Source organism: Streptomyces sp. NPDC050508 (assembly GCF_040655155.1).
Taxonomy (GTDB): domain Bacteria; phylum Actinomycetota; class Actinomycetes; order Streptomycetales; family Streptomycetaceae; genus Streptomyces.
The window spans coordinates 270,095-296,722 of record NZ_JBFAJJ010000009.1; the positions used below are offsets into that span (position 1 = coordinate 270,095).

Genomic DNA, 26,628 nt, shown 5'->3' on the forward strand with positions numbered 1-26,628 from the left:
GGCACTCCCTGCGGGGAGGCGGGCAAGAGCGGAGAGTGTAATGACGCGGGCCTGGTGAGGGCCAATCGTTTTTCGTCCCCTAGGGGACACCCCCTCCACCCGGCGGGGGAACGGGTCAGCCCGGAGTCGTACACGGGCGGCCCGCAGGTTGGCTCTCTGGACCGATGCCGACCTTATGTCCCAAGACGCACCATGGATTCATGAGCGCAGCAACCATCCACCCGGTCCCCGTCCGCCCGTCCGGTGCCACACCGGCCACCGGCGGCAGCCACTCCCATCGCCTGGGCAATGCCCTGCGCGCCATAAAAGTCTTCGCGGGCGCCGCGTTCAGCGTGGTCGTCCTCGGTGAGTACGGCGAGGAAGCGGGCATACGCCGTAAGTGACCGTCGGGGTCACCTACGGCCGCAGCTCAGCTCTCCGCGAGGATCTCGTCCGCGTCCATGATCCGGTACGCGTACCCCTGTTCCGCCAGGAAGCGCTGGCGGTGGGCGGCGAAGTCCTGGTCGATCGTGTCGCGGGCGACCACGGAGTAGAAGTGGGCCTTGTGTCCGTCGGCCTTCGGCCGCAGCACCCGCCCGAGCCGCTGCGCCTCCTCCTGACGTGAGCCGAAGGTGCCGGACACCTGGATGGCGACGGTGGCCTCCGGCAGGTCGATGGAGAAGTTGGCGACCTTGGAGACGACGAGGACGCTGATCTCACCCTCGCGGAAGGCGCCGAAGAGCTTCTCCCGCTGGGCGTTGGAGGTCTCGCCCTTGATCACGGGTGCGTTCAAGTGCTCGCCCAGCTCGTCGAGTTGGTCGATGTACTGCCCGATGACGAGAATCTGCTGACCTGCGAACCGGCGCACGATCGCCTCGGTGACCTTCCGCTTCGTGGCGGTGGTCGCACAGAAGCGGTACTTCTCCTCGGCCTCGGCGGTGGCGTACGCGAGCCGCTCGGAGTCCGTGAGATTGACGCGCACCTCGACACAGTCGGCGGGCGCGATGTAGCCCTGCGCCTCGATCTCCTTCCAGGGCGCGTCGAACCGCTTCGGCCCGATGAGGGAGAACACGTCCGACTCCCGGCCGTCCTCACGCACGAGGGTCGCGGTCAGGCCCAGTCGCCGCCGCGCCTGCAGATCCGCGGTGAACTTGAAGACGGGCGCGGGCAGCAGATGCACCTCGTCGTAGAGGATGAGCCCCCAGTCGCGGGAGTCGAACAGCTCCAGGTGGGGGTAGATCCCCTTCCGCCGCGTGGTCAGCACTTGATACGTGGCGATGGTGACGGGCCGGATCTCCTTCCGCGTCCCGCTGTACTCGCCGATCTCCTCCTCGGTCAGCGAGGTCCGCTTCACCAGCTCGTGCTTCCACTGCCGGGCGGAGACGGTGTTGGTGACGAGGATGAGCGTGGTCGACTTGGCCTGCGCCATCGCCCCGGCGCCGACCAGGGTCTTCCCCGCTCCACAGGGCAGGACGACGACACCGCTGCCGCCGTGCCAGAAGTTCTCCACGGCCTGCTTCTGGTAGGGCCGCAGCGCCCACCCGTCCTCGTCCAGCTCGATCGGGTGCGCCTCACCGTCCACGTACCCGGCGAGGTCCTCGGCCGGCCAGCCCAGCTTCAGCAGCACCTGCTTGATCTGCCCGCGCTCGGAGGGGTGCACGGCGACGGTGTCGGGGTCGAGCCGGTTGCCGACGAGCGGGGCGACCCGCTTCGACCGCAGGATCTCTTCGAGGACCGGCCGGTCGGTGGTGGTGAGCACGAGGCCGTGAGCGGGGTGCTTGCTGAGCGTCAGCCGGCCGTACCGGTCCATGGTCTCGGCGATGTCCACGAGCAGCGCGTGCGGCACGGGATAGCGGCTGTACTCCACCAGCGCGTCCACGACCTGTTCGGCGTCGTGCCCGGCGGCCCGCGCGTTCCACAGGCCCAGCGGCGTCACCCGGTAGGTGTGGATGTGCTCCGGCGCCCGCTCCAGTTCGGCGAACGGGGCGATGGCGCGGCGGCAGTCGTCGGCTCGCTCGTGATCGACCTCAAGGAGCAGGGTCTTGTCGGACTGGACGATTAGGCAGGACACACATACCTCCGGAGATAGGGTCGCCTCATGACAGAAACAACGCCTGTCACAGCACGGGCTATGCCCCGTGCCCGACGCCGAAAGGGCGTCCCGGCCAGCGCGCCGGGGATGCGCGCCGCTATCTATGTTCGCCTATCGCGCGAAACCGACGAGACGACTTCGCCTGAACGCCAGCGCGCGGCCTGTGAAGCGTTGTGCGAAGCACGCGGCTGGGAGGTCGTGGCCGCCGAGGAAGACATCGACGTTTCGGGCTTCTCGCGCGGCCTTGACCGGCCGGGCCTGCAGCGCATCCTGACCAGGCTCGCCGAGCTGGACGTGATCGTGTTCTTCAAGATCGACCGGCTTGCACGCTCGACGGTCGACTTCGCGGAAATCATGCGACTCGCCGAGCACCAGAGCGTTGCGCTCGCGTCGGCGACAGAGCCGCTCGACCTCACGTCGTCCATGGGCCGGGCCATGGCGAAGGTGATCGCGGTCTTCGCCGAGCTGGAGTCCGACACCATCGGGATGCGGGTGTCCAGCGCGCATGAACACCTGCGCCGCGAGGGCCGCTACACCGGCGGTCGGGTCCCGTACGGGTACATGGTCGTCCCCAACCCAAACGGGGCGGGCAAGGTCCTCGCGGTCAACGAGGTCGAGGCCAAGACGATCAAGCGGATCGTGGAACGGGTCCTGACCAAGGACTCGCTCATGCAGATCATCAACGACCTCAACAAGGAGGGCGTCCCATCGCCCGGCCACGCCTCACGCCAGACCACGGGCAAGCGCAGCGACTCCAAGCAGTGGTACACGACGACGTTGCGCAGCATGCTGGGCAATCCCCAGTTGCTCGGCCAGGTCATCGAGGACGGAAAGCCGATCCTGCGGACGGACGGGCTGCCTCTGGTTAATCGCCCGCCGATTCTCGACACGGACACCTGGCAGGCGCTCCAGGACGAGTTGGAGCGCCGGGCCAACCCCGGTGAGAAGCGCCGGGAGGGGACGTCGCTGCTGCGCGGCATCATGCACTGCGGAGTCTGCGGCGAGCGCATGTACACCTTCAGCGGGCGCAACGGTCAGCTTCGGTACCGGTGCATCGGCCCTCTGAAGTACCGCCAGCGGGCGGCGAAGGGAGAGGAGAAGCCGGGCGTGAAGTGCTACGGGCCGACCGTGGCGGGGGTGACCACCGAGGAGCACGTCACCGAGCAGTTCCTCGCCAAGTACGGGCACCTTGCCGTGATGCGGATGGTCCAGGAGGTGGGCGAGGATTTCCGCCCGCAGATCAGGCAGGCTGAGGAAGCGTTGGCCGACCTGCAAAAGGATCGCTACGACCGGGGCCTGTTCAGAGGCGACGACGGAGCGATCCGCTACGCGGAGCAGTACGCCAAGCTGGAAGAGCGACTGGCGACCCTGAAGGAGAGGCAGCGAACGGCGAAGCCCGGCGGCGTGAAGGCGGAGCCGACCGGAGAGACGCACGCCGAGCAGTGGAAGCGCTCGGACGTGGCCGGTAAGCGAGATCTGCTGTTGAACGCGGGCGGCTACGTGGAGGTGGCACCCGCGAGGCGCGGCGGCAAGAAGCTGGACACGTCGCGTCTGTCGGTGCACTTCGGCGAAGAGGGGCACATGCGGCGGGCGGCAGCGGCGAAGGAGAGCGAACAGGAGACCGAGGCGGCAGACAGCCAGGGCTGACGCCGACTCCACCAGACAGACGAGAGGGCGCCCCCACCGGATGAGGTGGGGGCGCCCTCTCGTCTGTTCACGGTATGAGGGTCCGTCAGCAGCTGACGGACCCTCATGAGCGAGCGAGGTTAGCTGTGGATGGTCTCGCAAGGGTTGCCGTTGACGAGCGTCCCATTGGAGTTATGAATTTCCGTGCAGACCTTCGTGTTATTCGGGAAGTTGCGGTCGTAGGAGCCCAGCCGGTAAGCCGCGTCGGTGACGCCCAGGCTGGATCGAGGCGCGGCCTGTGGCGCATGGAAGAAGCGTGGCTGAGGCCGGTAAGGGGTTGCTGGAAACACACGTGACGGGTGCTCAGTCGGCGCACCCGCCGCCGTGGCTGACTTTCGGTGGTGCAGATCAGAACTGGCATGTAGCGGAGCGGACTTCAGCAGTGACCCTCTCTAACTTGACTATGGGGCACGTGGGTTGCAGCCGCACCCGCGTTCGAGTACGCCGACCGCCCCGGTACCATCGGCACCGGGGTCCTGACCAGGGATTCCAAGACCGGACCACCCCGGATCGCTGTCCAGGCTGAGGGGTGGTCCGGTCTCTTGTTGTGGGCGTCCGCCGCCCGCAGCACGGGCACGGGCGGCGGACGCCAGGAAGCCGCAAGCAGTCCCCTCGGGGGAGCGGGGACCGTGCAGCGGGCTTACTGGGGCGGCAGCTCGATTTCGATGGCGAGCGCGCCGAGCGCTTCCTTCTCCGCCGGGTAGATATCGCGGATGTTGGCGAGCTGCTGCTCACGGTTGGAAGCCGGGTTGACGTTCGCCGGACCCTCGCCGTCGAGCAGTTCCTCGAACGTCTTGTACTCCGTGACCCGCTTCACCAGGACGTCACAGGTCTCGTCCGTGCCCTTGATGCGGAAGCGGATGACGTCTCCGGAGGCAAGGTCTTCGAGGTGGGGATACTTCACCCGCACCTCGATCGTCTTCTGACCGGCGGCGACGAGTTCGAAGTACCGGCGGTAGAGGTTCAGTTCGCGGACGCGCGCGGCGGCAGTCTCCGTCATTGGGCGGGAACGCTCCTTGCTGTTGCAGTGGACATGAGCCGGCCGAGTTCACCGGCCGAGTACGAGCGGAAGAAATGGCGTGGGTCGGCGAGTAACACGTCGGTCAGACCGAGCAAGCGATCGACGTACTCTGCCAACGAGCCGGGCCACTCGCGAGTGTCGAGCATCCACGGGGCCGCACCGTCGGGCAAGAGCGCGCGCCCCTCTCGGATGAGGGACTTGGACAGCTTCGCGCCCGTGTCCGTGACGACCTGGGGGCAGAAGAGTCGGGCGGTCATCTGTCCGCGAGTAAGGCCCACAGCCTGTAGGGCGCCGTCGACGAGAAGGCATCCGGGCATCCAGTCGCCGCCCTTGACCATGACGTACAACGTGCCGTCCCGCCCGGCGATGGCCAGTTCCTTGACGAGGTTGCGGTACAGCGTGGCGAGGTCGAGGTATCCACCGGTCGCGGGTTCGATGACGACCTCGTATTCGCCGTGATGCAGGCACACAGCCGAGATGGTTGCCCGCTCGAAACCGTCGTCACGGACGCGGGTCCGCTCGGCGTACTTCTCGGCCCATCCGCATCCCGGGCGCGGGCAGGGAACGCGAACGTGTGGCACGCCGGACGATGGAGACAGGTGCCAGCGTGCGGCGTCCAAGCGGGGCAGCAGGCGCAGCCAGGTACGGCGGAAGTGCTCGCTCGCTTGCTGCTGGCTGTAGGTCTCGACGGAGTACGGCACGTTCAGGCGTTCGGACAGCGCGGTGAACAGTGGGCGGTACAACTTGTCGACCTGGTCAGCGATGCCCGCCTCGCCCAGGGCGTGCGCGTAGGCCCGTTGGTAGCGGTGACCGGTCTCCTTGTCGGTGACGATGGCGTACGGGGCGTTGTCGAGTGCGCCGAACTGAACTTCAGCCGGTACGCCGAACCTGGCCCGGATCCGGGCCGCCGTGACGAACGTGAGCGACTGAACCAGGGACGTGCCGACGTGCGGTGCTCCGTTGATCTGCGTTCCCACCACGAACACGATGCGTTCCGGAGCCACCTCGGCGATGTGCGGCCTCAGCAGGTCCTCAGCACTGGTCAGTGCGTTGGCGAGCACGGTGTTCGGCGATACGGGATAGATGGTCACCGCGTCTTCCCCTCGGTAGATGGGCAGGACTGCGCCGCAGAGCGGCGGGTGTGCGTTCAGCGGGTGAGCTGCGATTGCGTGGTGGACCCGCCCCCGCGCCGGGGGGAACCGGAAAAGACGCGGGGGCGGGAGTCATCGGGTCGGACGACGCCCGCGGGGACGTCGGTGACGGCCCGCCCTCACCGAGGGGTGAGGTAGCCCCCCGGCCAGGGCAGGATGCTGCGGAAGGCGAGGCCGGCGAGTCGGCAACGGGTACACACGGAGGCAGTACCGAGCGTCGTAGTCCGTCACGGTGAACACGAAGACGCGGCCTGCGGCGAGGGCTCGAAGGGCTTGCTCGTACGCCGGATCGCTGTCCGCCCACGCTCGCAACTCGACATCAGGGCGCGGGACTTCCGGATCCGCAAGGATGAGCGGCGCGTCACGGAGGCCCAGGGCCCCGACGTCAGGGGACAGCAGCCGTGCGAAACGGTGCGCGGACGCTCTCAACCACCGTGCCGCGAGGCGTGGGGAACGGCCATGATAAGTGGCGAGCAGGACTTCGTGGGAGCCGCTGAGGTCATGGGCAGTGGCCTCACACCGGAATGCGACGGGCGGTCGTACAAAGGCACGTGCAGAGGTCGGTGGGGCGATCATCAGCACGTCCGGGCTCACCGCCGACGATCCTGGGCCGATTCCCTCGCCTTGATCATGCGGCCGAGCTGGTTGTAGTACAGCTCGACTTGCGCAGGGGTGAGGACGAGCAGCGACTCGCAGGCGCCTCCGTCCTCGTAGTGGACGGTTACGGCCATGGCGGCCTGCTGCGCGCGGGGGTCGTATACGGCGTCGCGCCGCGCGGGCGTGACGTGCGTGACCGGAACCGGCACGGGGCGGAGGGTGCTTCCGTCCGACCTTGCGCGCCAGTCCACGCCTCCGCCAGGCGGACGGAGTTGGTACGACGCCGAGCTGTCGCTGGGCAGGGCGACGACGACCCCGATCGTTCCTGCCTTGGCCAGATCGATAGCGAGGTCGCCAAGGCGAGGATGAAAGGGGCTGCCTGCGCTCAAAGCGGTCTGGGAGGTGGGGGGTTGCTGCGAGGTTCGATCGGTCATGCCCCGAAGCTAGGTGGGTGCTCGGGGCCCAATATGAACCGCAGGAATACGACCCCTACCCGTCCAGGTGGAAGCGGTCTGACATGCGACGCAGCTTCTCACGAGTGCTCGCCCGCTCGGCGTACACGATGCTGCGCAGGGTTGACCGGGCGATGGGATGGTTCCGGACGAGTTGGGGGGCGATGACCTCGGCCTTCTCCAGTTCCTTCAGCGCCTTGTCCCGGTTCCCATCCCACAGCCACGCGCGGGCCACATCCATGTGGTGGTGCCCCTGACGGGAGTTGGGAAGAGACGCGATCAACTCCTTGCTTGTGCGCCGGTTTATCGACAGCGCCTCGCGCTGCTCATGCATCTCCAGGGCCACGCTGATCGCGTGAATCTGCACGTTGCCCGGCGAGAAAGTCAGGCTGTGTCGGTCGTAGATCGGGGGGCCGGCCGTCTCGGTCATCCGCTTGGCCGCGCTCCGTGCGTGCTTGATCCGATCCTTTGCTTCGGCCTTGCGACCGCCCCGTGCGGCCGAGACAGCCGCGCGCAGTTGCAGTGACCCCCACGCCCGAACGGCCAGCGGCTCACCCCGCTCGTAGTCCTGCTGCACGCTGCGGATTGCCTTGTCCGACAGGGCGACGGAGTCATCCCAATCCGCTGTGGCCCACATGTCCCAGACGCGCATCCAGTCGGCGACGGCGGGCATCACGGGGTCGCCTGACAGCCGTGCGGACCATGCTGCCCGTTCGCATGCCATGGAGACCAGCTCGGGGTGCCCAAGGGCGTGCGCGGCGGTGTGAGCGAACTTGCAGCACACCGCGTAGATCGCGTACGCCTCTTCCCGCTCGTGACCCGTGGCGACTTCGGCCAGGGCGCGCGCCTCGCGGAACAGGTCGGGGAGGATCTGCACGATCGCCACGTTCGCGGCAGCGTCTCGGAGGCGGTGCAGACGCGTGGTTTCCTGCCACAGCTGACCGGCCTGCCGGGGGGCTCCGTCGAAGACGGGAGCGAGGTCGTAACGGCGCAGCTCACGCATGATCGCTGCGGCAGAGACCTGCCACTGATTCTCCGCCGGAGAGCTGTTGTACGGCCGTCCGATCAGGTCGTTCGGGTGTATGTGCAGCTCCGAGGCGAGCAGGTTGAGCAGGCCAACGCGGTCGAGTTCGATATGTCCGCGTTCCATCTTGGACACCCAGCCCTGTGTCTTGCCCAGGGCTGCGGCTAGGTCGGCTTGGGTCATGCCGAGGCGGAGCCGTGCGCGGCGTACGCGACGGCCGATCTCTTCGGCTTCTTCCAGCATCAGCGCGCCCCCCTAGGGGTGAGGCGCCGGCGGTCCAGCGGGCGGCGAGGCATCGTGCTCCATCCATCGGGCTTCTACCCTTGACGGTACCCAGGCCGCGCGACTTGTGTGCAGAGCTACGGGTCAGGAAGTGCTCGCCAACACATTCAGCGGCCCCTGGGACCACGTACCGAGCGAACGACGGGGCTGGGGCGCAATAGCTGGATACGGCAACCCTGACGGCAACGACAGTGCTCTTGAGTACGGCTGTTGGCGATCACCTCGGAGCCAGGTGGGACGCCCTGCCACGGCGCTGCCCGACCCTGCTGGTCAGCACATGGATCACGACGTGATCAGGCCACTGCACAGCGCGAGTTCAACCTGCGTAACTCAGCCACCACCCGCAGCCCAAGGGTCTCCTGCGCCGACGGCGACAACCGCCATGCAGCCCCCAACAGTTCACTCACGCAGGGATCAGCGGCCGAGAACCTACCGTTCGATCAATATCCGGCAGCTTTCGCACTATTGTCATTGCGCCACAGAAATCCTGATGCGATCATGACAGTCGGCGTGAGCGTTCCACCGCTCACGCTTTTCAGTCAACCACCGGTAGCGGAATGACGGTTGGGGTTACGGCGGGGCAACGCCGCTATCCCGCCCCGTCGCCGGTCTGCACATCGGGAGAAATAAATATGGCGGAGCTCACTCAAACCGCGACGCGAGCGCGAAAGACGATGGCGCGAGCGGTTGCGATCACGGGCCTGGCCGCGGCGGCCGTTACGGTGGCCGCCCCGACCGCGCTGGCCAGCGGCACGAGCAGTACGACGTACGGCTGCTATTCCACCTGGGGCAACACCGGGTCCAACGGACACTGCGTCTCGGTGTCGCGTACCGGTGACTTCCAGAACGAGATCGACTGCAGCCTCTCCGGGGACTCGTCGATCTGGTACCTGTTCCACTCCGGGTCCGCCCACTCCAGTTGGGGCTATGTGGAGTGCACTTTCTCCGCGAACAAGTCCTGGATAAACTTCAAGATTGACTCGTAAGAGACGACGCGAGATCAGCACTGCGGGGGTGCTCCGGTTCGGGGCACCCCCGCAGTGCGTCCATTGAGTATACGTATGGACAATCAGAGGATCATGTACGTCGCAACTAATTTCCCTGCTGCTACCTGTTGCGCTGAAACACGCGTCGCAACCGGCTGACGCGCCATGGAGTCAACGCCATCGCGGCTCCGCCCGCAAGCACGCTGCCGATTGCGATTCCCCAGCAGGGAATCGAGGAGCCGGGCTGATCCGTCCAGTCCCACCACCGGAACCGTCCCAGGCCGTCGATCTGCCAGTACGTCAGGGGGAACAGAGTGACCAGCGGAAGGATCCAGGAGAATCTCCATCCCCATGCCCGCCCGGACAGCAGGGCGAGCCCGGCCCAGATCAGCAAGCCTCGGAGGAGCAGCAGAACGGTGCCCATGGAGCTTACGAGTGCTTCTGCCGCGACGAGCAGCACCGCAGCAGCTGAGACGGCTCCGACCAGGCAGGAGATCTCGACTCGTCTGAAGCCCTTCGCCGCCGCCTCTTCCAGGGAATCCATGGCGCTGCCGAGGCCGCCTACGGCGATCACGGCCAGGGCGAGGGGAATCTCATGCCTCAGAGGAGTTGCCGAGGATCCGCCGCCGCTGAAGGGAAAATCGAGACGGGCGGACCCGAACGCCACATCGCATGCGATCACCACAGCCCAGGCCACTGCGATTCCGGGGAACCGATGGGCCTGCAGGTAGCGGATCCAGGACTCGCGGAGATCAAGCACAGCGCGTCACCTTGATCACCTTGATCCGCTTCTCCACCCAGTCCTGCTGTGCCGACTGGGACTGCTTGATCAGCCTTGCGATCGCTCTCTGGTCAACACCAGGCGGCCCGCCGTGAATGTCGGACGGTTGCCCAGCGCCTGAGATCCGGGCTGCAAGCCATGAGTCCAGCTCGAAGTACGCCATCAGGCGCCGGTCTTCTGCGCTGCTGTTCGCTGCCTGGCAGAAAGCCGGAGTGGACGCCCGGGAGATTGCGATGGACATGCTGTCGGCAACCTCCCACATGGACCCTTCAAAGATCGAGAAGTCGGTGTCCTGCGCCTTGTGGCCCCTCAGTCCTTCCTCGTAGAACACCGAGGGCGACTTGATGGCAGGAGGAAGCCCGGATACGCGCTTTGCCATCGCATCGAGCTGCGGTATATACATGCGCTCTTCCGGCCATACGCAGATCTTCGGCACTGTACGCGTGCACGTCGGAGCACTCGGATTCGCTCGCGCTGTCTGCACCGGTCCTGCCGTGATCACACCCGCCAGGCATGCGACAGCCAGCGCCGAACTGCCGACGGTCGGCAGTCTTGCGATCAGTTTGCCGCGTGCACCGGTGTATCCGGGCAGGCTTCGTGGCGTGAGAACGGCGACGGCCACCGCGGCGAGTGCCAGAGCCCACCGAATGGCGAGACGCTCCGAAGTCACTTCCACCGCAGGGGCACCGGAGAGCACGAACAGGCCGGCCTTCGACGGGCCGCCGTTCATCGTCACCACCACGAAGCAGGCCAGACCGGAAATGACCGGGGTGGCGAAAGCGGACGGGAACCAACGTCCGGCGATGTGGCCGACAGCGATGCACAGAACGATGAGCGCCGCTCCCAGCAGCAGGTAACTGGGCCACAGGAAGCCGGGTCCGGCGTCGCGGTAACTGACTGTCGCGGCAACCGCGGCGCCCACGATGTACGCGCCGCCACCGTAAACGGCGACCGCCGCGATATGAGTTCCCTCGACCTGCCATCTGGGCCTGGTTCCCGCAGTGTGCTGGTCCTCGAAGCCGAGTCGATGGATCCGCCCGGAGGCCCAAGCGGCGTAGGCCGCCAGGAACGGGCCGAGATAGAAGGCGGGTATCTGGGCCGCCGCGCTGGCCTGCGGCCAGACCCCGATCCACCATTGAGACCGTCCGAAAAGAACTGCCACATCCAGGGCGACGAGGACGGGGAACCACCATCGCAGAGGAGAGCGCCGCAACTCCATCAAGAGGATACGCATCAGGCAAGCTCTCCCTGCCCTGACAAGGCCGCCATATACCCGCGCTCCAACGGGCTGTCGCCCGCCACTCCAGATCGGGTGTTGCCCGCAAGGGCCTCGGGGGTGTCGCGGAAGAGGAATCGTCCGGACTGCATGACGACGACCTGATCGCAGACAGCCGCCACATCCTCGACGAGGTGTGTGCTCAGCACGATCGCCGAGCCCGTCAGCGATCTGATCAGCTCGCGGAACTGCAGGCGCTGTTCAGGGTCCAGGCCGACGGTCGGTTCGTCCAGGAGTAGGAGTCTCGGCGAGCCGACGATTGCCGCGGCAATGCCTGCGCGACGCAACATGCCACCGGAGAGGGACTTCATCTTGGCCTGCGTCCGTCCGTCGAGAAGGACGGATGCGATTGCTTTCAGAGTCGCGCCGTGCGCCTCACCGTCAGGAACCCCGCGCAACCACGCGCTGTACCTGACGAAATCGTAGACGGAAAAGGATGGATAGTATCCGAATTCCTGAGGCAGGTAGCCGATCATGGGGCGAGCCGCCCTCGCCGACCGCTCGGAGTTCACCTTTCTGCCGCAGATCTCCAAAGTCCCCTCCAGGGGAGGAGCAACCGTGGCAAGAGTACGGAGAAGTGTCGTCTTCCCTGCACCGTTGGGGCCCAGGAGTCCATAGACTCGCTCGTCGAGATCCCAGTCGAGTCCAGTGATCACCTGGTGCCGGCCGTAGCCCTGAGCGATTCCCGACAGCGACGCGATCGGTCCCACGTTGTTCCTTTCACGTGCGCGACCGGGTGTCACCCGAGGGCGGCACCCGGTCGCATCACCTCTGACTGCCGATATACCTCAAGACGTGTACATGATGTAAGACTTCTCGATATCAAACGTGCACTCGACGCCGCCCCATTTCGAGTCCGACTCTCCGTACCCGAAGACCGTCCAGAGTGAGTCCTCATTACCAAAGGTGCACACGCCGCGGTTCTTGTACTGGCCGGACTTCGTCACAGAGACGCAGTGACCCACCGATCCGGTACTTCCCCAGGTCGAGTAGCAACCGTTGAGTTTGGCGCTCGTGCCGCTCGCCATCGCAGATGGCGCAGCCAGGGCGACGACCGCGACTGCCGCGCCCGCGAGTGCAGCGACCCGCGCTATGGTGTTCGACGCCCGTCTTGCGGGCTGAGTGTGCTCCGTCATCACTGTCTCCTCCTGATGTGCAGACCGATGGCGGGGGTGGGGTCGCAGCGTTGCCCCGCTGCGGCCCCAACCATGCTGCCCGTCATCGATGCTTGACCGTGAAGGTCTCGTGAAGCGCTTTCACGACTTGTCATGTTCACAGTTTTTTTTGGATCACGCAAGATCATATAAACCATGATCAGACCAGCCGGGCGGGTCAGATGGGCTACGTCCATCGCGCCTGCTGTGCGGGAGCGCTTCTCGCCGGAAGTGCCGACGCAGCCTTGAGTCTCCGAAGTTGACGGCAACGATGGCACGCGGACGCGCATCATCGTTGTACCGGGCAATCGGAGCGGCTGACCGTCGGCGGCCCGCACCGTACTCTGCCCGATCCCGCAGATCAGAGGTTGAAGACTCGAACGCTGCCAACCATGTGGTGATTGTGATTCTGGCGGCGTCGCCTGGAAGGCACCCCGGGGCCCACCGCTGTCCGCCGCCTCGGACCAGTGGCCGGATTCTCGGCTCTCAGGCGGGCCGCACGGAACGGTGATGGCTTGGTCGGTGATCACCGTTCCTCACTCAAGGAAGCCCTCCCGTTCGCTCCGTGACGACGTCGGTAGCCTTCCTTGGAGGGTCTTCGCAACCACACTGACCAGGTAAACCACTCCACAGCTCGGACCTATCCCTTAGTGTGTGCATCACACCTGATCGTATGGACGATGAGAGGACCGTTCGCGTAATACACCCTTCCGCACGAGCCAAACCTCCAGTGTGCCTCATGCCGTGCGACCGGGGGCGTTGCCGAGAGTGACAGGGCGAGCGCGGATGTGGTGTCCCGAAACACAATCCCTATAGGGTGCGCGTGCGGCCGGATCCCTTGTGGGATGCGGAAGTTTCCGCGTGCCCCGGCCCCGACAGTGCACGCGTTCGTGCAAAGGATGCCGATGGACGCTGAGCGCTCCGCTGGACGTGCGGTTACGTGCCGTCGATCGTCTGCGGCGGCGTCGTGGCTGGTCGCGCAGTTCCCCGCGCCCCTTCAGGGCGCGGCCGAGCCGCAGCGGACTTCAACCGACCCGCTCAGCGCCCCCGCCGACTCATGCCTGCTCGATGTCGCAGACCTGAGTATGGAAGCGCTGGACAGGGTGCTCGAAGCGCATCCCGACACGGTGCTTGGCGCGATGCTGCGACGCGTGGCGGACGAGGCGGTCGAGCCGGTCGGCGTACCGTACTCCGCTTTCGACTCCTCCATCTGACATCTGAGCCCGTCCGGGCACCCCTCTCCCGCACCCGCCCCGCACGGGTGTCCGAAGCCGATCGCTTGAGGCGTCACCGTGCTGGGTATGACCGGGACGTGCTCCGGCTTACAGGTGGCATACCGTCAGGTCGGCCAGGGCGGCATCGGGGGGCGACTTGGTTCAGGAGCCGTATTTCTTCCTCAGCTATGCGCGGAAGGACGATCGCGACGAGTTCGTGAAGCGGTTCTACGACGATCTCGTGCTGGAGCTCCGCCGGATCGGTGCCGACCCGGCGGCCCAGCCCGCGTTCCGGGACGTGGAGCGGCTGGGCCTGGGCGCGGACTGGGCCCGGGTGCTGGGCACGGCGGTCGGGCACTGCCGCGCCTTCGTCGCGCTGTACTCACCGACCTATCTGAGCAGCGAGTACTGCGGAAAAGAGTGGACGGCGTTCCGCGAGCGGCTCCACGAGTACCGCCGGGAGACCGAGATCGACGTCCCGGCACTGGTGCCGGTGCTGTGGGCGCCCATGGGCGCGGCGGTGCCGGAGGAGATCGCCCGCTTCCAGTACCAGGAGGCAGGCATGGGCCAGGAGTACTCCACGCACGGCCTGATGCACGTCCTGCGCACCGACCCCACGGGAGAGGCGTACCGCAGGATCGTCGAGAAGGTCGCCTTCCGGGTGCGGTTCGCCGCGGACCGGTTCCGGCTGCCGTTCCGGCCCGGCCTCGACCTCGGCGAGGTGCGCGGCCTGTTCCCGGTGGCCGAACCGCAGCGGGCCACCACGGCGGGCGACGGGCATGTCCAGGTCTTCCTGGCCGCCGGGGTCGCCGACCCGCTGCCGCAGGGACGGAACCGGCCGGAGTACTACGGGCGTTCACCGCGGGAGTGGACGCCGTACCACCCGCCCAAGCACCCCACGGTCGCCCACCGGGCGCAGAAGGTGATCGTGGAGGAGGGGTACACCAGCAACATCGAGGTCGTCGACGCCGGACTCAGCGGTCGCCTCGACGAGACGATGGAGAACAACCAGACCAGCATCCTGCTGATCGACCCGTGGGCCGTCCGCACCGAGGGCTACCGGGACGCACTCGCCGGCTACGACGCCCAGAACCGCCCAGCCACCGGCGTCCTGGTGCCCTGCCACGACGCCGACGAGGAGACCGGCGACGAGGCGATCTGGCACGACCTGAGCCGGGTGTTCTGGCGCAACTGGCGCCGGCGGAACGATCCGCACGACCCGCTGTTCCGGGTCAGGGTGGGCGCCGACGAGTTCGAGGACCGGCTCGCCGTGATGCTGACGGTGGCGCAGAACCGGCTGATGGAGATGGAGAGCACCATCCCCTACCGGCTTCCCGAGGGCCCGCCCCCGCCCCCGTTGAGAGGCCTCACCATCCCGGGCCCGGCCGACCCGACCGATCCGTACGTCCCGCCCATGGACTCCCGCTCGGCGCTCCCGCCCGCGACCCGCGACCAAGGACACAACGACGATGACCAGTACGACTGACGCACCGGGCAAGATCGTCACGTTCTACTCGTACAAGGGCGGCACCGGACGCACCATGGCGCTGGCCAACGTCGGCTGGATCCTCGCCAGCGGTGGCAACCGGGTGCTCCTGGTCGACTGGGACCTGGAGGCCCCCGGCCTGCACCGCTATCTGCACCCGCTGCTGGTCGATCCCGAACTGCGCTCGTCCAACGGCCTGATCAACATGGTGCAGCGCTACGTGCGCACCGTGCTCAGCCCCCAGGCGCCCGCCACCGCCGAGGCCGACGACTGGCTGCGGGCCGCCGCGGACCCGGCCCCGTACACCATCGGCCTGCTGCTGGAGCTCCCCTCCGGCGGCCGGCTGGACTTCCTGCCCGCCGGGCGCCAGTCGGCCGCCTACTCCGCCGCCGTCACCAGCTTCAACTGGCACAGCTTCTACGACCGGCACGGCGGCGGGCACTTCCTGCAGGCCCTGCGCGAGGAACTGATCGCCGCCTACGACTACGTCCTGATCGACAGCCGTACCGGCGTCAGTGACACCTCCGGCATCTGCACCATCCTCCTGCCCGACGTCCTGGTCGACTGCTTCACCATGAGCGCCCAGAGCATCCGCGGCGGAGTCGACGCGGCAGCCGCCGTAAAAGGCTCCGCGCCCCGCCCCATCAAGGTGCTGCCGGTCCCCATGCGGGTCGAGGAGGCCGAGACCGAGCGGCTGGAGGCCGGACGGGACTACTGCCGCACCGAGTTCGACCCCTTCCTGGAGTGGCTGGGGGACGAGGAACGCAGCCGCTACTGGGGCGAGATCGAGATCCCCTACAAGGCGTTCTACGCCTACGAGGAGATCCCCGCGACCGTCGCCGACCGGCCGCACCAGGAGCGCTCGCTGCTCACCGCGTTCGAGCGGCTCACCGAGTGGATCTCGGAGGGCCGGGTGCGCCGGCTCGCCCCGCTGCCCGCGGAGCGGCGCGCCGAACTGCGCACCGCCTACCTGCGCGTCCCCCGCACCCTGCCCACGCAGATCTACATCAGCTACGCGCCGCTCGGCCGGATGTGGGCCGAGTGGGCCGCAGAGGCCCTGGACTCGGTCGGCTACCAGGTCTCGCTGCACAGCACCGTCGGCCCGGACAGCGGCGTCGTACCCGAGGTGGCCGGCACCCTGAACGGCCTGGGCCGGGTGCTGGCCCTGCTGTCGCCGGAGTACGGGGCCCAGCCGCGCGCCGCCACGGTCCGCTTCCAGCTCACCGGGCACGAGACGGCCGGCGGCCCCGGCCTGCTCGCCGTCCGCCTCCAGGACCTCGACCCGCAGGCCGCGGAACCCTACCTGGAGAGCACGGTCGCCGACCTCAGCCGCTGCGGCCCCGCCGAGGCCTTCGAGCAGCTCCTCGCCGTCCTCGGGCCGCCCCCGAACCGGCGTCCCCAGGACGGCTCCACCCCCGCCCTCGGCACGGCCCTGCCCATCTTCCCCGGCTCGATCCCGGTGGCCCAGCGCCTGCCCTCCCGCAACCTCGGCTTCACCGGCCGCGGTCCGCTGCTGGAGCGCCTGCGCGACCACTTCACCGCCGGTCCCTCGGCCGCCGTACCGAGCCAGGTGCTCTACGGCCTCGGCGGCATGGGCAAGACCCAGACCGCGCTGGAGTACGCACACCGCTACAAGTCGGCCTACGACGTGGTCTGGTGGATGAACGCCGCCCAGCCCGGCCTGATCCGCTCCGCCCTCGCCGACCTCGCCCCCTACCTCGACCTGGAGGAGGGCGAGGACGTCGGCAGCACCGCCGAGGCCGTACTGCGCGCCCTCGGCCGGGGACGGCCGTACCAGCGCTGGCTCCTGGTGTACGACAACGCGGGCAGCCCCACCGAACTCGACGGCCTCCTCCCCGAGGGGCCGCCCGGCGGGCATGTGCTGATCACCTCGCGGGACCGGGCCTGGGTCAACAGCGTGGGCCGGGCCGAGGTGGAGGTCTTCACCCGGGCGGAGAGCGTCGAACTGCTGCACAGGTTCAGCCCGCAGCTCGCGGACGACGACGCCGAACAGGTCGCCCGGGAACTCGGCGACCTGCCGCTCGCGGTGGGACAGGCGGCGGTCTGGCTGAGCCAGAGCAGCATGCCGGTCGACATCTACCTCGCCCGGCTGCGCGAGCGCCCCATGGACATCCTCGACCACACCCCGCTGCCGCCCCGCGAGTACCCCAACTCCGCTGCCCGCACCTGGCAGATCGCGGTGGAGGAGCTGCGCGAGCGGAACCAGGCCGCCGCCGAGATGCTGGAGATCTGCTCCTTCTTCGGCCCCGACCCGATCCCCATGCGGCTGCTCTACAGCCGTGCCGTCACCCACGCCCTCACCATGGACGAACACGAGCCCCGCGACGAGATGGCCGTCGCCCAACTGCTGCGCGCCCTCAACCGGTTCGGGCTGGCCCGCAGCGACCAGGGCAGCGAGACCCTGACCGTGCACCGGCTCGTCCAGGCGGTCATCCGGGACGGCGTCGGCGCGGAGCGCTGGCGGGAACTGCGCGGAGTCGTGCACGCCGCCCTGGCGGACGCCAACCCCGGCAACCCCGAAGCCACCGCCGACTGGGGCGAGTACGACGAACTCCTGCCCCACCTGGAACCCTCGCGCGCCGCCGCCGACCCCAACCCCGAGGTCCGCAAGCTGATCATCGACTCGGTGCGCTACCTGTGGAAGCGCAGCCTCTACGGCACGGCCCACGACCTCGCCGTACGCACCCTGGAGCGCTGGTCACGGCCCGGTTTCCCGGGCGGCGAAGGCGACGACGTGCACACCTTGCTGCTGCGCACCCAGCTGGGCAACGTACTGCGCTCCCAGGGCCAGCTCGTGCTGGCGTACGAGCTGGACTCCGAGGTGCTGGAGCGGTTCACCGCGACCAGGGGGGCCGAATACCCCGCCACCCTCGCCGCGGCCGGCAACGTCGGCGCCGACCTGCGCGCCCTCGGCCGCTACCAGGAGGCCCGCGAACTGGACCGGAACACCTGCGAGGTGGCGCTGAGGGAGTTCGGCGAGGACCACCAGCGGACCCTGATGTACACCAACAACCTGGGCATGTCCGAGTACCTGGCGGGAGACCGCATGGCCGCCCTCGACCTGCACCGCTCGGCCTACGAACGGCAGCGGCAGAACCAGGGCAGCATGAAGCCGCGCACCCTGAACCTGGCCAACAACTACGCCCGCGACCTCCGCGAGACCGGAGAGCTGGGCGAGGCGCTGCGCCTGCTGGAGACGACCACCCGGCTCTACCAGCAGGTCCTCGGCGACGGCCACAGCGACACCCTGCGGGCCCGCAAGAACCTGGCCGTCGCACTGCGCCGGGACGGCCGCTACGCCGAGGCCCACGAGATCGACCTCGACATCTACAACCGCTACCTCCAGGCCCACGGCCCCGACCACTACGACACCCTCGCCGCCGCCTGCAACCTGGCCAGCGACCTGGCCGCGCTCGGCGACACCGAACAGGCACTGGACCTGGCCCAGCGGGCCCTCGGCCGCTACAAGGACTACCTGGACGAGGAACACCCGGTCACCCTGGTCTGCGCCAGCAACATCGCGGTGTACCTGAGACTGCGGGGCGAGACGGCGGAAGCGCTCGCGCTCTCGACCCGCACCCTGGAGCAACTGAGCACCGTCCTCGGCGCGTCCCACCCGTACACCTTCTGCTGCATGCTCAACCACGCGAGCGACCTGGTGTCGGCGGGCCGGGTCCAGGAGGCCGCCGACCTGGAGACCAGGGCGCGGGACGGGCTGCTGGCCGCCCTCGGGCCCGACCACTACGACGTCATCGGCAGCACCTCCAACCTGTCGCTCACCCTGCGCGCCCTGCACCGCACGGAGGAGGCGGACAACCAGCGCGCGGTCGCCCTGGAGCGGGCCAGACGCACCCTGGGGGCGGACCATCCGACCACGCTGGCGATCACCCGCGGGGTGCGGCTGGACTCCGACATCGAGCCGCCGACCACCTGAGGCGGCCGGCCGCGGCGGCGCTCGCGACCCGGCGTGCAAGGGAACTGACGGGCTGTAGGATGCCGCCATCCGCCAAGCCACCTCTTCCCGTGTCGCCCGGCCGTCGGCGGGAGCGGTTTCGGCACTGGTGCGATCCAGCGAGGCTGGCCCATGGTTGCCTTCCGGCAGTTCCTGCTGAAGATCCACAGCCGCTGCAACCTTGCGTGCGACTACTGCTACGTCTACGAGTCCGCCGACCAGAGCTGGCGCGACCGCCCCCGGGCCATGGCCCCCGGCACCGTGCTCCGCGTGGCGGCGCACATCGCCGAGCACGCCCGCACGCACGGCCTGAGCGAGGTCCACGTCGTCCTGCACGGCGGCGAGCCGCTGCTCGTGGGCGCCGTACGACTGGACGCCGTACTGCGCACGCTCGCCGACGCCCTGGACGGGGTGGCGGCCCTGCACGTCACGCTCCAGACCAACGGACTCAGGCTCGCCGAGGACCCTGCCCTGCTCCCGGTCCTGGCCCGCCACGGCGTACGGGTCGGGGTCAGCCTCGACGGCACCGAAGCCGGCCACGACCGGCACCGTCGGCGTCCCGACGGGCGCGGCAGCCATGCCGGTGTCGCCCGGGCGCTGCGGCTCCTCTCCGAGGGCCCCCACCGCGCCCTGTACGCAGGGCTGTTGTGCACGATCGACCTCACCGCCGACCCGGTGGAGACCTACGAGGCCCTGCTGGAGTTCGCCCCGCCCCGCCTGGACCTGCTCCTGCCGCACGCCACCTGGCACACCCCGCCGCCCGGACTGCCCGGCCGCACCGCCCCGCCCCGAACAGCACCCGGAGCCGACCCCGGGGAACCGGTGCCGTACGCGCGCTGGCTGTGCACGGTGTTCGACCGCTGGTACGGCGCCCCGCGCCGGGAGACCGGGATCCGGCTCTTCGAGGAGATCGCGGCCCTGCTGCTCGGCGGCAGCGCCCACAGCGAGGCCGTCGGACTGGCCCCGCTGGACCTCGTGGTGGTCGAGACCGACGGCACGATCGAGCAGGCCGACTCACTCAAGGTCGCCTACGACGGGGCCCCGGCCACCGGGTTGGACGTCTTCCGCCACACCTTCACCGACGCCGCCCGCCACGAGGCCTTCCGGGCCCGTCAGCGCGGGCGGGCCGGACTCGCCCCCGTCTGCGGGACCTGTCCCCGCTCGGCGGTCTGCGGCGGCGGTCTGTACGCCCACCGCTACCATCCCGGGACCACCCCGACCCCCTTCGCCGCCCCGTCCGTCTACTGCCCGGACCTCGCCGTCCTCGTCGACCACATCGCCGGCCGGCTGCGCCGGGACGTCAATGCGGCGATGAGCGCGGTGGCGGGGCCGGTCCCGAGCTGACAGCGGCGTGACGGCGGCGCCGCACGCCCGCCCCGCCCTGCCCGAGAGGAGCAAGTTCTCAGTGTCGGTCCCCCCTCCTGACGCACCCTCCGCCCTCGACGCCCTCACCCGGCACGGCTTCGACCCGGAGCTGTTCGACGCCGTCGCCCGCGCCCGCGGCGGCCCCGCGGCGGTGGCGGCGCTACGGCGCGGCCAGCTCGGCAAACGCATGCTGCTGACCGTGGCCGTACGCCGGTCGCTGCCTGCCGGCACCGGCTTCGAGGAGCCCTACCGGCTGCTGTCCCGCATGCACCAGGAAGACCCACCCCGCTGGCAGCGGACAATGCTCCACCCCTACCTAGACGAGGGCCTGGCCGGTGCCCTGGCCGAGTGCGCCCGCGGGGAGCGCCCCGATCTCTCCTGGTTCGGCGAGCTGGTCCACGGCGGACCGGCCGCGCTGTCCGGACCGCACCTGCTGTCCACCGAGTGCGACGGCGCCGTGCTGAGCGTGCGGCTGGCCGACCGCGGTCCCTTCCGTGCCGTCCACGGCCACCCGCCGGCCGGTGCGCAGAGCGCCGACGAGGTCCGCGACTGGCAGCGTGCGCTGGACGGCGCCTGGCAGGTCCTGGTCCGCCGTCACCCCTGGCACGCCGGGGCCGTCGCCGCCTGTCTGTCCACCCTGGTGCCCCTGCGCCCCGCGCCCGGCGGTACGGCGGTGAGTTCCGCGGCCCGCCGGGCCTACGGCGCGGTCGCGCTCTCCCCGCCCGGCGATCCGGTGCTCCTCGCACTGACCCTGGTCCACGAGTTCCTGCACGTCCAACTGGGCGCCCTGCTCGACCTGGTCCCGCTGCACGCTCCGGCGTCACCGACCCGCTACCACGCCCCCTGGCGCCCCGACCCGCGCCCACTGGACGCGCTCCTCCAGGGCACCTACGCCCACCTGGGCGTCTGCGACTTCTGGTACACCGAAGCGGCCACCGCGGCGCCGCATCACCTGGCCGAGCGGGAACACACCACGTGGTTCGGACACACCCGCGGCGCCGTGGACACGCTCCTCGGCAGCGGCGAACTCCTCCCGGCCGGCCTCCGCTTCACCGAGGAGATGCGCCGCGCCCTGCGCACGCTCCAGCGGCCGGGCGGTGTCACCCGCTAGGCGGCAGGTCCAGCTCCGCCAGCCGGCGCAGGTGCGGGCCGTACTCCGGGTCCGCGAGGGCCGCGGCGAACTGGGCGGTCAGGTAGGCCAGCGGGTTGCCGGTGTCGTACCAGCGGCCCTGGATCACCTGGCCGTACACGGCCTTGCTGCCGGCGTAGGCGTTGATGGCGTCGGTGAGGTAGATCTCGCCGGTGCGGTGCTGGTACCAGCGCTCGGTCTGCGCGCGCAGTTCGTCGATGATGCCGGGGGTGATGACATAGCCGCCGATCGCCGCGTACGCGGAGGGCGCGTCCTGCGGCTCCGGCTTCTCGACCAGGCCGGTGATGCGGAGCAGACCGTCGCCGAGGTCCTCCTTGACGCGGGGGACGCCGTAGCGCTGCGAGTCGGCCGGGTCCATCGGCAGCAGGGCGAGCACCGGGCAGCTGGTCGCCTCGTACGCCCGGATCAGCTGCTGGGCGCGGGGCACGTCCGCGACGAACACGTCGTCCGGCCACAGCACCAGGATCGGCTCGTCGCCGATGTTGCGGGCGGCGTTCAGGACGGGGGTGCCGTTGCCGTACGGGCCGTGCTGGTCGAGGTAGGTGATGTGGCCGCGCCGGGACAGCTCGCCGACCTCCTCCACGGCGTCCGCGTAGGCGGTCTTGCCGTCGGCCCGCAGCTGGGCGACCAGGGTGGGGTTCGGCCGGAAGTGCTCCTGGATCAGGCCCTTGCCGCCGGACACGACGATGGTGATGTCGGTGATGCCGGACGCCACCAGCTCCCGGACGGTGTGCTCGACGACGGGCTTGTCCCCGACCGGCAGCATCTCCTTCGGGATCGCTTTGGTCAGCGGCAGCAGACGGGATCCCAGCCCGGCGGCGGGGATGACTGCGCGGCGGATCGTCGTGGCCATGTGGCCCCTTTCATCGAATCATCGAAGAGCCGGTACCGGTACCGGCCCGGCTAAGTCCGGCCCGGTCAGGTTCGGCCCGGTGAGGTGCGGTCCGGTCAGGTGTGACCCGGTCCGGTTCGGAAAACGTCGCCCGCTCACGCCTCCTCCACCTCCACCTCCGCCAACTCCGCCACCCCCGTCACCCGGTGCAGCGGATACGTCCGCACCTCGTCCGCCGTGTGGTCGTACGCCGTCACGAAGCCGCCCTCCACCCGGATGGGCGCGATGACGCGCTGGCTGGCGGAGCCCTCGGCGTTGACGTAGCCGATCCAGAGGGTGCCGCCGGTGAGGACGGCGGCCTGCATGGTGGCGAGGGTCTCGGCGGAGCCGGTGCGGGGGAGTTCGCCGGTCGGTGACGGGGCGGTGGTCGGTTTGAGGGGGGTGGTGGAGGCGCGGTCGCCCGCCCTGATCGCGCGGACCGCGGCCGACAGGAGGGTCGTGTCCGGGGTCGGCGGGCCGTCCGGTACCGGGTCGGGGGCGGTGCGCGGCGGGGTGCGGTGGGCGTGGGCCCGGGTGATGACGACGTCGCCCGCCGCGGACTCGGCGGCCGGGGCGAAGCCCATCGCACGCAGGCCGTCGAGGAGCGCGGCGGGGTCGGCCTGGGCCGCCAGCACGGTCGGCGCCAGGCGGCGCAGGCGCAGGCCCGCGGACCGTTTGTCCGCCAGGATCTCGCTGAGCACCGCGTCGTCGTCGCAGCGCACGTAGGCCGAGGCCGCGCCGATCCGCAGATGACCGTGTCTGCGGGCCACGTCGTCGATCAGGTAGGCGAGGGGCTGCGGGACGGGCGTACGGGAGTGCGCGGTGAGGAAGTCGTGCAGGTCGGAGGCCGAGCGGCCGGCGTCCAGCGCGCGGCGCACCGAGCCGGGCGTGAACCGGTACACCGTGGCACCGCCCTTCGATTCCACGTCCGCGAGCACGTCCAGGGTGTCCGCCAACGGCCGTTCCAGCGGGCCGGGGGCCACCGCCGTCAGGTCCGCCTGGAGCAGGACGTGGTCCAAGGGCTCGGGCAGGAGCGGGGCGAGCAGCCGGGCGGCGGCGGCACTCGCCACGGCCTGTTCGGCGGGGGCGAGAGGCTCGGGGGGAGTGGGCGGGCGGTGGTGGACGGGGAGCTTGTCGCCGGGCCCGGAGGAGTCCGAGGCATCGGCGTGGGCAGCTGCCGCACCCCGAGGCCCCAGCAACGCCCGCCCCTGCGCCGACAGGGCCCCCCGCCCCGTCACCCCCAGCATCTCCGCCTCGCTCAGCGTCCACCGGGCAAGCCGACTACGCAGGTCGTCGTCCCCCTGAGCACTCTCCGCACTTCTTTCTGCACTTCTTTGCGCACCCCCCGCACCTCGCACCGGCCGCTCCCACCGCAACCGGGCCAGCACCGACTCGGCGGACGGCGAGGCGCCCTCAGGAAGCCCGGCGAGCAAGCCCAGCACCCGATGCCGAACCTCCGGAGCCGCCGAGCGGTCCAGCCCCGGACCCAGCGCCGACAACGTCCGCTCCTTCGCGTCCCGCCCGCCCACCAGCCCCGACGTCCGGGTCGCCGTCAGCCAGGTCTCCGCGAGCCGTGCCCAGCGCTGCGCGGCGGGCTGTTCCAGCCACTCGTCGTAGGCCGGGGTCGCCGCATACCGTTCGTCGGCCTCGCCGTCGGAGGCCAACAGGCCTGCCGCGTAGGCGAGTTCGACCCAGAACGCGGCGACGGGCTCCGCCAGGTCCAGGGCGACGGCGGTCCGCTTCAGGTCACGGACGCTGAGGCCGCCCGCCCGCATCACCGTCGGCCCGCCCTCGTCCCAGTCCTTCAGCAGCTCCTCGACCGTCGACAGCGCCGTGTACGCCTGCCCGGCCGCCGTCGTGTCCACCACCTGTGGACGGTGGGTCGCCTTCGCCTCCACGGCCGGCGCCAGCGGCTCCGTCGCGCGGTGCGCCCGCCCGGCCCGCAGGTGCAGGGCCACTTCACGTGGCAGTACGACCGTGCCGGGCGCGGTGGGCAGCAGCAGACCCCGGTCCAGGAGCCAGCGCAGCCGGGCCGCCGGGTCGGCGGTCACCTGGCCGTACGGCGGCCCCCAGACCAGCCGGGTCAGCACGTCGAGGGACTCCTCGGGGGCACCGGCGAGCAGCGCCTTCATCCGCCTCCGGGTCGTGAACAGCTTGGTCAGTGACGCCACCGCGGACACCGAGTCGTGCGTGGAGGGCAGGCCCGCCGCCGTCACGATCTCCTGGATACGGCCCGGCGACATGCCCGCCGTCGCCTCCGCGACCGTGGGACCGAGCCCGGTCGGCGACGGATGCTGCGGCGCCGGCGCCAGCAGCTCACGCGCCGTACGCACCAGCCGCAGCCGGTCGTCCGCACCCCACACCAACGCCTGCTCGCGCAGGGTCGCGAGGGCGCGCGGCAAGGCGTTCACCACGGCCGGATCACGCGCGTCGCCCGCCATCAGCCCGAGCAACTCGTCGTACGGCGCCGGGTCCGCCGCCACGGCCAGCGCCTCCGCCGTCTGCAGCGCGAAACGGTCCAGGCGCTCCAGCGCCCGGACGACCGACGCACGCGTCCCGGCCCTGGTCGCGAGCTGGGTGAGGTCGGTGGGCACGGGCGTGATCAGGTCGGGGCGGCTGCGCAGCAGCGCGGCCAGGGAGGCGTCGTCCCTGGTTCGGAGTGCCTCCGCGAGCGAACGGGGCGGCGTGGCCGGGATGCTCATCCGACCCACGGTAGCGGGTGGGTGTGACCGCGGGGGAGCGCGCACGACGTGAGGTTCCCGGCACCCGGCCCTCTAGGACCTGTCCGGCGGATCCTGTCGCAGACGCGGGGCGTGGCACGCACTCCCCCACTGCCTTAAAGGCGTGGGGGGACCCCCAGCCGCGTTGTCATCGGTCGGCGACGCTCCGCTCCGCTCCGCCTCCCTCCTCCGCCTTGCAGCTGCACGCACCACGCCCCGCTCACCGGCGCTGATCAGGCACCGTCACTTTCCTGCGACCTGATCCGCCGGACAGGCCCTAGCGGTAACGTCTGTCACCAAGGGGTATCCAACGCACCCGCCCCGGAGGGGACTTCGTGGGTATCGAGAGCGACCAGGTCGTCTACGAGTATCTGAGCCGCGTCGGCGACGTCGCGCACCGGCGCCAGCTGTCCTCGGTCACGCGGATGCGGCTCGTGTCCGAGCTGCGCAACGAGATCGACCGCCGCCGTGCCGGGGCCACCGCCGACACTCCCGCCGCCGTCCAGCGCATCCTCAAAGGGCTCGGCAGCCCGGACGAGGTCGTCGCCGCGGCCGGCACCGGCGCCGGCATCCCCCAGGCACCGCCCGCCTCCGTGCCCGTACAGCGGGACCACGAGGACGACGTACGGCCGAAGGGCCTGCGCCGGGTCGTACCGCTGCCGCGTACCCGCCTCACCAAAGCCGCACCCGAACCGGCGTCCCCGCCCGACAACTCCGCCTCCTCACCGCACCTCGCGAGCGCGTCCGACCTCGGCGCGAGCGTCATGCAGCCCGACTGGTGGCGGGCGGAGAACGGCAACGGGTTCGCGCTCGGCGACAGCGTGCCCGGGTTCACGGGCGGCGTCGAGATCCCCGAACTCCTCAAGCCCCCGCCCCCGAAGGAGCCGGAGCCGGTGGCCGCACCGGTGGTCGAACAGGCCCCGGTGGCCGTCCCCGAGGCACCGAAAGCCCCCGCCCGCCGACGCCGCGTGGTCCCCCGCCTCCCCGCCGGACGCTGGTCCAACCCCCTGCTGCTGATCGCCGCCGCGCTGCTCGTCGGGGGCGCCGTCCTCGGCAACTGGTTCGCGCTGCTCCTCGGCTGGCTCATCGCGTACGGCTCCCGGCGGCTGACCGACGCCGAGACGAAATGGGCGGTGATCGGCCTGCCGACCGCGGCCGTCGTGGCCGGCATCGGCTGGCTGTGGGGCAGGAACACCGGCCGCTGGGGCACCCCCATCGCCCAGGGCCACATGAACGACGCCCTCTCCGAGACCTGGCCGTGGGTCGTGCGGGGCGCGGCCGTGGCGTCGGCGCTGTACCTGGTGTGGCGGTCGCAGCGGCAGAGGTAGAGCGGTAGGGCGAAGGGGAGCGCCGGTGGGATTGTCGTGG

At 69.8% G+C, this 26,628-nt stretch carries 20 protein-coding genes; 9 read left to right on the forward strand and 11 right to left on the reverse strand.

Translation table 11 applies throughout. The annotated features are described in order from the left end of the window. Positions 1-200 precede the first annotated feature (200 nt). Complete coding sequence (locus AB0I69_RS26530; RefSeq protein WP_363098172.1) at positions 201-383, forward strand: hypothetical protein; 183 nt, start codon at positions 201-203, stop codon at positions 381-383. 26 nt (positions 384-409) lie between these two features. Here the strand turns inward: AB0I69_RS26530 and AB0I69_RS26535 are convergent, their stop codons facing one another. Then, a complete protein-coding gene (locus tag AB0I69_RS26535; protein WP_363098173.1) occupies positions 410-2,050 on the reverse strand; it encodes a DNA repair helicase XPB in 1,641 nt (546 codons plus the stop codon). Positions 2,051-2,158: 108 nt separating this feature from the next. Between AB0I69_RS26535 and AB0I69_RS26540 the strand changes: the two genes are divergently transcribed. Beyond that, a complete protein-coding gene (locus AB0I69_RS26540; protein ID WP_363098174.1) occupies positions 2,159-3,718 on the forward strand; it encodes a recombinase family protein in 1,560 nt (519 codons plus the stop codon). 679 nt (positions 3,719-4,397) lie between these two features. Here AB0I69_RS26540 and AB0I69_RS26545 read toward each other — a convergent pair. The 4 genes from AB0I69_RS26545 to AB0I69_RS26560 all read right to left on the reverse strand — a co-directional run bounded on the left by AB0I69_RS26545 (position 4,398) and on the right by AB0I69_RS26560 (position 8,245). Beyond that, entirely contained in the window at positions 4,398-4,757 is a 360-nt protein-coding gene (locus tag AB0I69_RS26545) for an ASCH domain-containing protein (RefSeq protein WP_363098175.1), read from the reverse strand. Further along, positions 4,754-5,869, reverse strand: coding sequence for a hypothetical protein (locus tag AB0I69_RS26550; protein ID WP_363098176.1), 1,116 nt, complete (start codon positions 5,867-5,869; stop codon positions 4,754-4,756). The genes AB0I69_RS26545 and AB0I69_RS26550 overlap by 4 nt, the downstream gene beginning before the upstream one ends. Before the next feature lie 650 nt (positions 5,870-6,519). Next, positions 6,520-6,960, reverse strand: coding sequence for a hypothetical protein (locus AB0I69_RS26555; protein WP_363098177.1), 441 nt, complete (start codon positions 6,958-6,960; stop codon positions 6,520-6,522). A 55-nt stretch (positions 6,961-7,015) separates the two neighbouring features. Further along, positions 7,016-8,245 carry a helix-turn-helix transcriptional regulator gene (locus AB0I69_RS26560; protein WP_363098178.1) on the reverse strand — a complete coding sequence of 410 codons (1,230 nt, stop codon included), beginning with the start codon at positions 8,243-8,245 and terminating at the stop codon, positions 7,016-7,018. Positions 8,246-8,958: 713 nt separating this feature from the next. Between AB0I69_RS26560 and AB0I69_RS26565 the strand changes: the two genes are divergently transcribed. Next, positions 8,959-9,270 carry a hypothetical protein gene (locus AB0I69_RS26565; RefSeq protein WP_363098179.1) on the forward strand — a complete coding sequence of 104 codons (312 nt, stop codon included), beginning with the start codon at positions 8,959-8,961 and terminating at the stop codon, positions 9,268-9,270. 121 nt (positions 9,271-9,391) lie between these two features. Here AB0I69_RS26565 and AB0I69_RS26570 read toward each other — a convergent pair whose 3' ends face one another. From AB0I69_RS26570 to AB0I69_RS26585, 4 genes are all read right to left on the reverse strand, one after another. Continuing rightward, on the reverse strand, positions 9,392-10,030 hold the full coding sequence (locus AB0I69_RS26570; RefSeq protein WP_363098180.1) for a hypothetical protein: 639 nt from the start codon (positions 10,028-10,030) through the stop codon (positions 9,392-9,394). Next, positions 10,023-11,285 (reverse strand): hypothetical protein, encoded by a 1,263-nt coding sequence (locus AB0I69_RS26575; RefSeq protein ID WP_363098181.1) that lies wholly within the window; start codon positions 11,283-11,285, stop codon positions 10,023-10,025. Before AB0I69_RS26575 ends, AB0I69_RS26570 begins: the two co-directional genes overlap by 8 nt. Continuing rightward, positions 11,285-12,037 (reverse strand): ATP-binding cassette domain-containing protein, encoded by a 753-nt coding sequence (locus AB0I69_RS26580; protein WP_363098182.1) that lies wholly within the window; start codon positions 12,035-12,037, stop codon positions 11,285-11,287. Before AB0I69_RS26580 ends, AB0I69_RS26575 begins: the two co-directional genes overlap by 1 nt. A 78-nt stretch (positions 12,038-12,115) precedes the next feature. After that, positions 12,116-12,463, reverse strand: coding sequence for a hypothetical protein (locus tag AB0I69_RS26585; RefSeq protein WP_363098183.1), 348 nt, complete (start codon positions 12,461-12,463; stop codon positions 12,116-12,118). 923 nt (positions 12,464-13,386) lie between these two features. On the opposite strand from AB0I69_RS26585, the gene fxsA reads away from it, so the two are divergent. The 5 genes from fxsA (at position 13,387) to AB0I69_RS26610 (ending at position 21,630) form a co-directional block, all read left to right on the forward strand. After that, complete coding sequence (fxsA, locus tag AB0I69_RS26590; RefSeq protein WP_363098184.1) at positions 13,387-13,695, forward strand: FxSxx-COOH cyclophane-containing RiPP peptide; 309 nt, start codon at positions 13,387-13,389, stop codon at positions 13,693-13,695. A gap of 157 nt (positions 13,696-13,852) precedes the next feature. Next, positions 13,853-15,181, forward strand: coding sequence for an FxsC protein (fsxC, locus tag AB0I69_RS26595; RefSeq protein WP_363098185.1), 1,329 nt, complete (start codon positions 13,853-13,855; stop codon positions 15,179-15,181). Beyond that, positions 15,165-19,136 carry an FxSxx-COOH system tetratricopeptide repeat protein gene (fxsT, locus tag AB0I69_RS26600; protein WP_363098186.1) on the forward strand — a complete coding sequence of 1,324 codons (3,972 nt, stop codon included), beginning with the start codon at positions 15,165-15,167 and terminating at the stop codon, positions 19,134-19,136. Before fsxC ends, fxsT begins: the two co-directional genes overlap by 17 nt. A 150-nt stretch (positions 19,137-19,286) precedes the next feature. Next, positions 19,287-20,498 (forward strand): FxsB family cyclophane-forming radical SAM/SPASM peptide maturase, encoded by a 1,212-nt coding sequence (locus AB0I69_RS26605; RefSeq protein WP_363098187.1) that lies wholly within the window; start codon positions 19,287-19,289, stop codon positions 20,496-20,498. A gap of 61 nt (positions 20,499-20,559) precedes the next feature. After that, positions 20,560-21,630, forward strand: a complete 1,071-nt coding sequence (locus AB0I69_RS26610; RefSeq protein ID WP_363098188.1) for an HEXXH motif-containing putative peptide modification protein — start codon at positions 20,560-20,562, stop codon at positions 21,628-21,630. On the opposite strand, the gene AB0I69_RS26615 is transcribed toward AB0I69_RS26610, so the two are convergent. Further along, the gene (locus AB0I69_RS26615; protein WP_363098189.1) at positions 21,620-22,522 is read right to left on the reverse strand and encodes a UTP--glucose-1-phosphate uridylyltransferase; all 903 of its coding nucleotides are present in this window, start codon (positions 22,520-22,522) and stop codon (positions 21,620-21,622) included. The genes AB0I69_RS26610 and AB0I69_RS26615 overlap by 11 nt on opposite strands. Before the next feature lie 134 nt (positions 22,523-22,656). Further along, positions 22,657-25,242 carry a helicase-associated domain-containing protein gene (locus AB0I69_RS26620; protein WP_363098190.1) on the reverse strand — a complete coding sequence of 862 codons (2,586 nt, stop codon included), beginning with the start codon at positions 25,240-25,242 and terminating at the stop codon, positions 22,657-22,659. 353 nt (positions 25,243-25,595) lie between these two features. Here AB0I69_RS26620 and AB0I69_RS26625 point away from each other — a divergent pair, with 353 nt between their 5' ends. Further along, positions 25,596-26,588 carry a hypothetical protein gene (locus AB0I69_RS26625; RefSeq protein WP_363098191.1) on the forward strand — a complete coding sequence of 331 codons (993 nt, stop codon included), beginning with the start codon at positions 25,596-25,598 and terminating at the stop codon, positions 26,586-26,588. Positions 26,589-26,628: the final 40 nt, after the last annotated feature.

Bases quoted from the DNA above. Each gene is read 5' to 3' on its own strand.
- AB0I69_RS26530 (WP_363098172.1), top strand. From the start codon at position 201: ATGAGCGCAGCAACCATCCACCCGGTCCCCGTCCGCCCGTCCGGTGCC.
- AB0I69_RS26540 (WP_363098174.1), top strand. From the start codon at position 2,159: ATGCGCGCCGCTATCTATGTTCGCCTATCGCGCGAAACCGACGAGACG.
- AB0I69_RS26545 (WP_363098175.1), bottom strand. From the start codon at position 4,757: ATGACGGAGACTGCCGCCGCGCGCGTCCGCGAACTGAACCTCTACCGC.
- AB0I69_RS26555 (WP_363098177.1), bottom strand. From the start codon at position 6,960: ATGACCGATCGAACCTCGCAGCAACCCCCCACCTCCCAGACCGCTTTG.
- AB0I69_RS26560 (WP_363098178.1), bottom strand. From the start codon at position 8,245: ATGCTGGAAGAAGCCGAAGAGATCGGCCGTCGCGTACGCCGCGCACGG.
- AB0I69_RS26565 (WP_363098179.1), top strand. From the start codon at position 8,959: ATGGCGCGAGCGGTTGCGATCACGGGCCTGGCCGCGGCGGCCGTTACG.
- AB0I69_RS26575 (WP_363098181.1), bottom strand. From the start codon at position 11,285: ATGCGTATCCTCTTGATGGAGTTGCGGCGCTCTCCTCTGCGATGGTGG.
- AB0I69_RS26585 (WP_363098183.1), bottom strand. From the start codon at position 12,463: ATGACGGAGCACACTCAGCCCGCAAGACGGGCGTCGAACACCATAGCG.
- fxsA (WP_363098184.1), top strand. From the start codon at position 13,387: ATGGACGCTGAGCGCTCCGCTGGACGTGCGGTTACGTGCCGTCGATCG.
- fxsT (WP_363098186.1), top strand. From the start codon at position 15,165: ATGACCAGTACGACTGACGCACCGGGCAAGATCGTCACGTTCTACTCG.
- AB0I69_RS26605 (WP_363098187.1), top strand. From the start codon at position 19,287: ATGGTTGCCTTCCGGCAGTTCCTGCTGAAGATCCACAGCCGCTGCAAC.
- AB0I69_RS26615 (WP_363098189.1), bottom strand. From the start codon at position 22,522: ATGGCCACGACGATCCGCCGCGCAGTCATCCCCGCCGCCGGGCTGGGA.
- AB0I69_RS26620 (WP_363098190.1), bottom strand. From the start codon at position 25,242: ATGAGCATCCCGGCCACGCCGCCCCGTTCGCTCGCGGAGGCACTCCGA.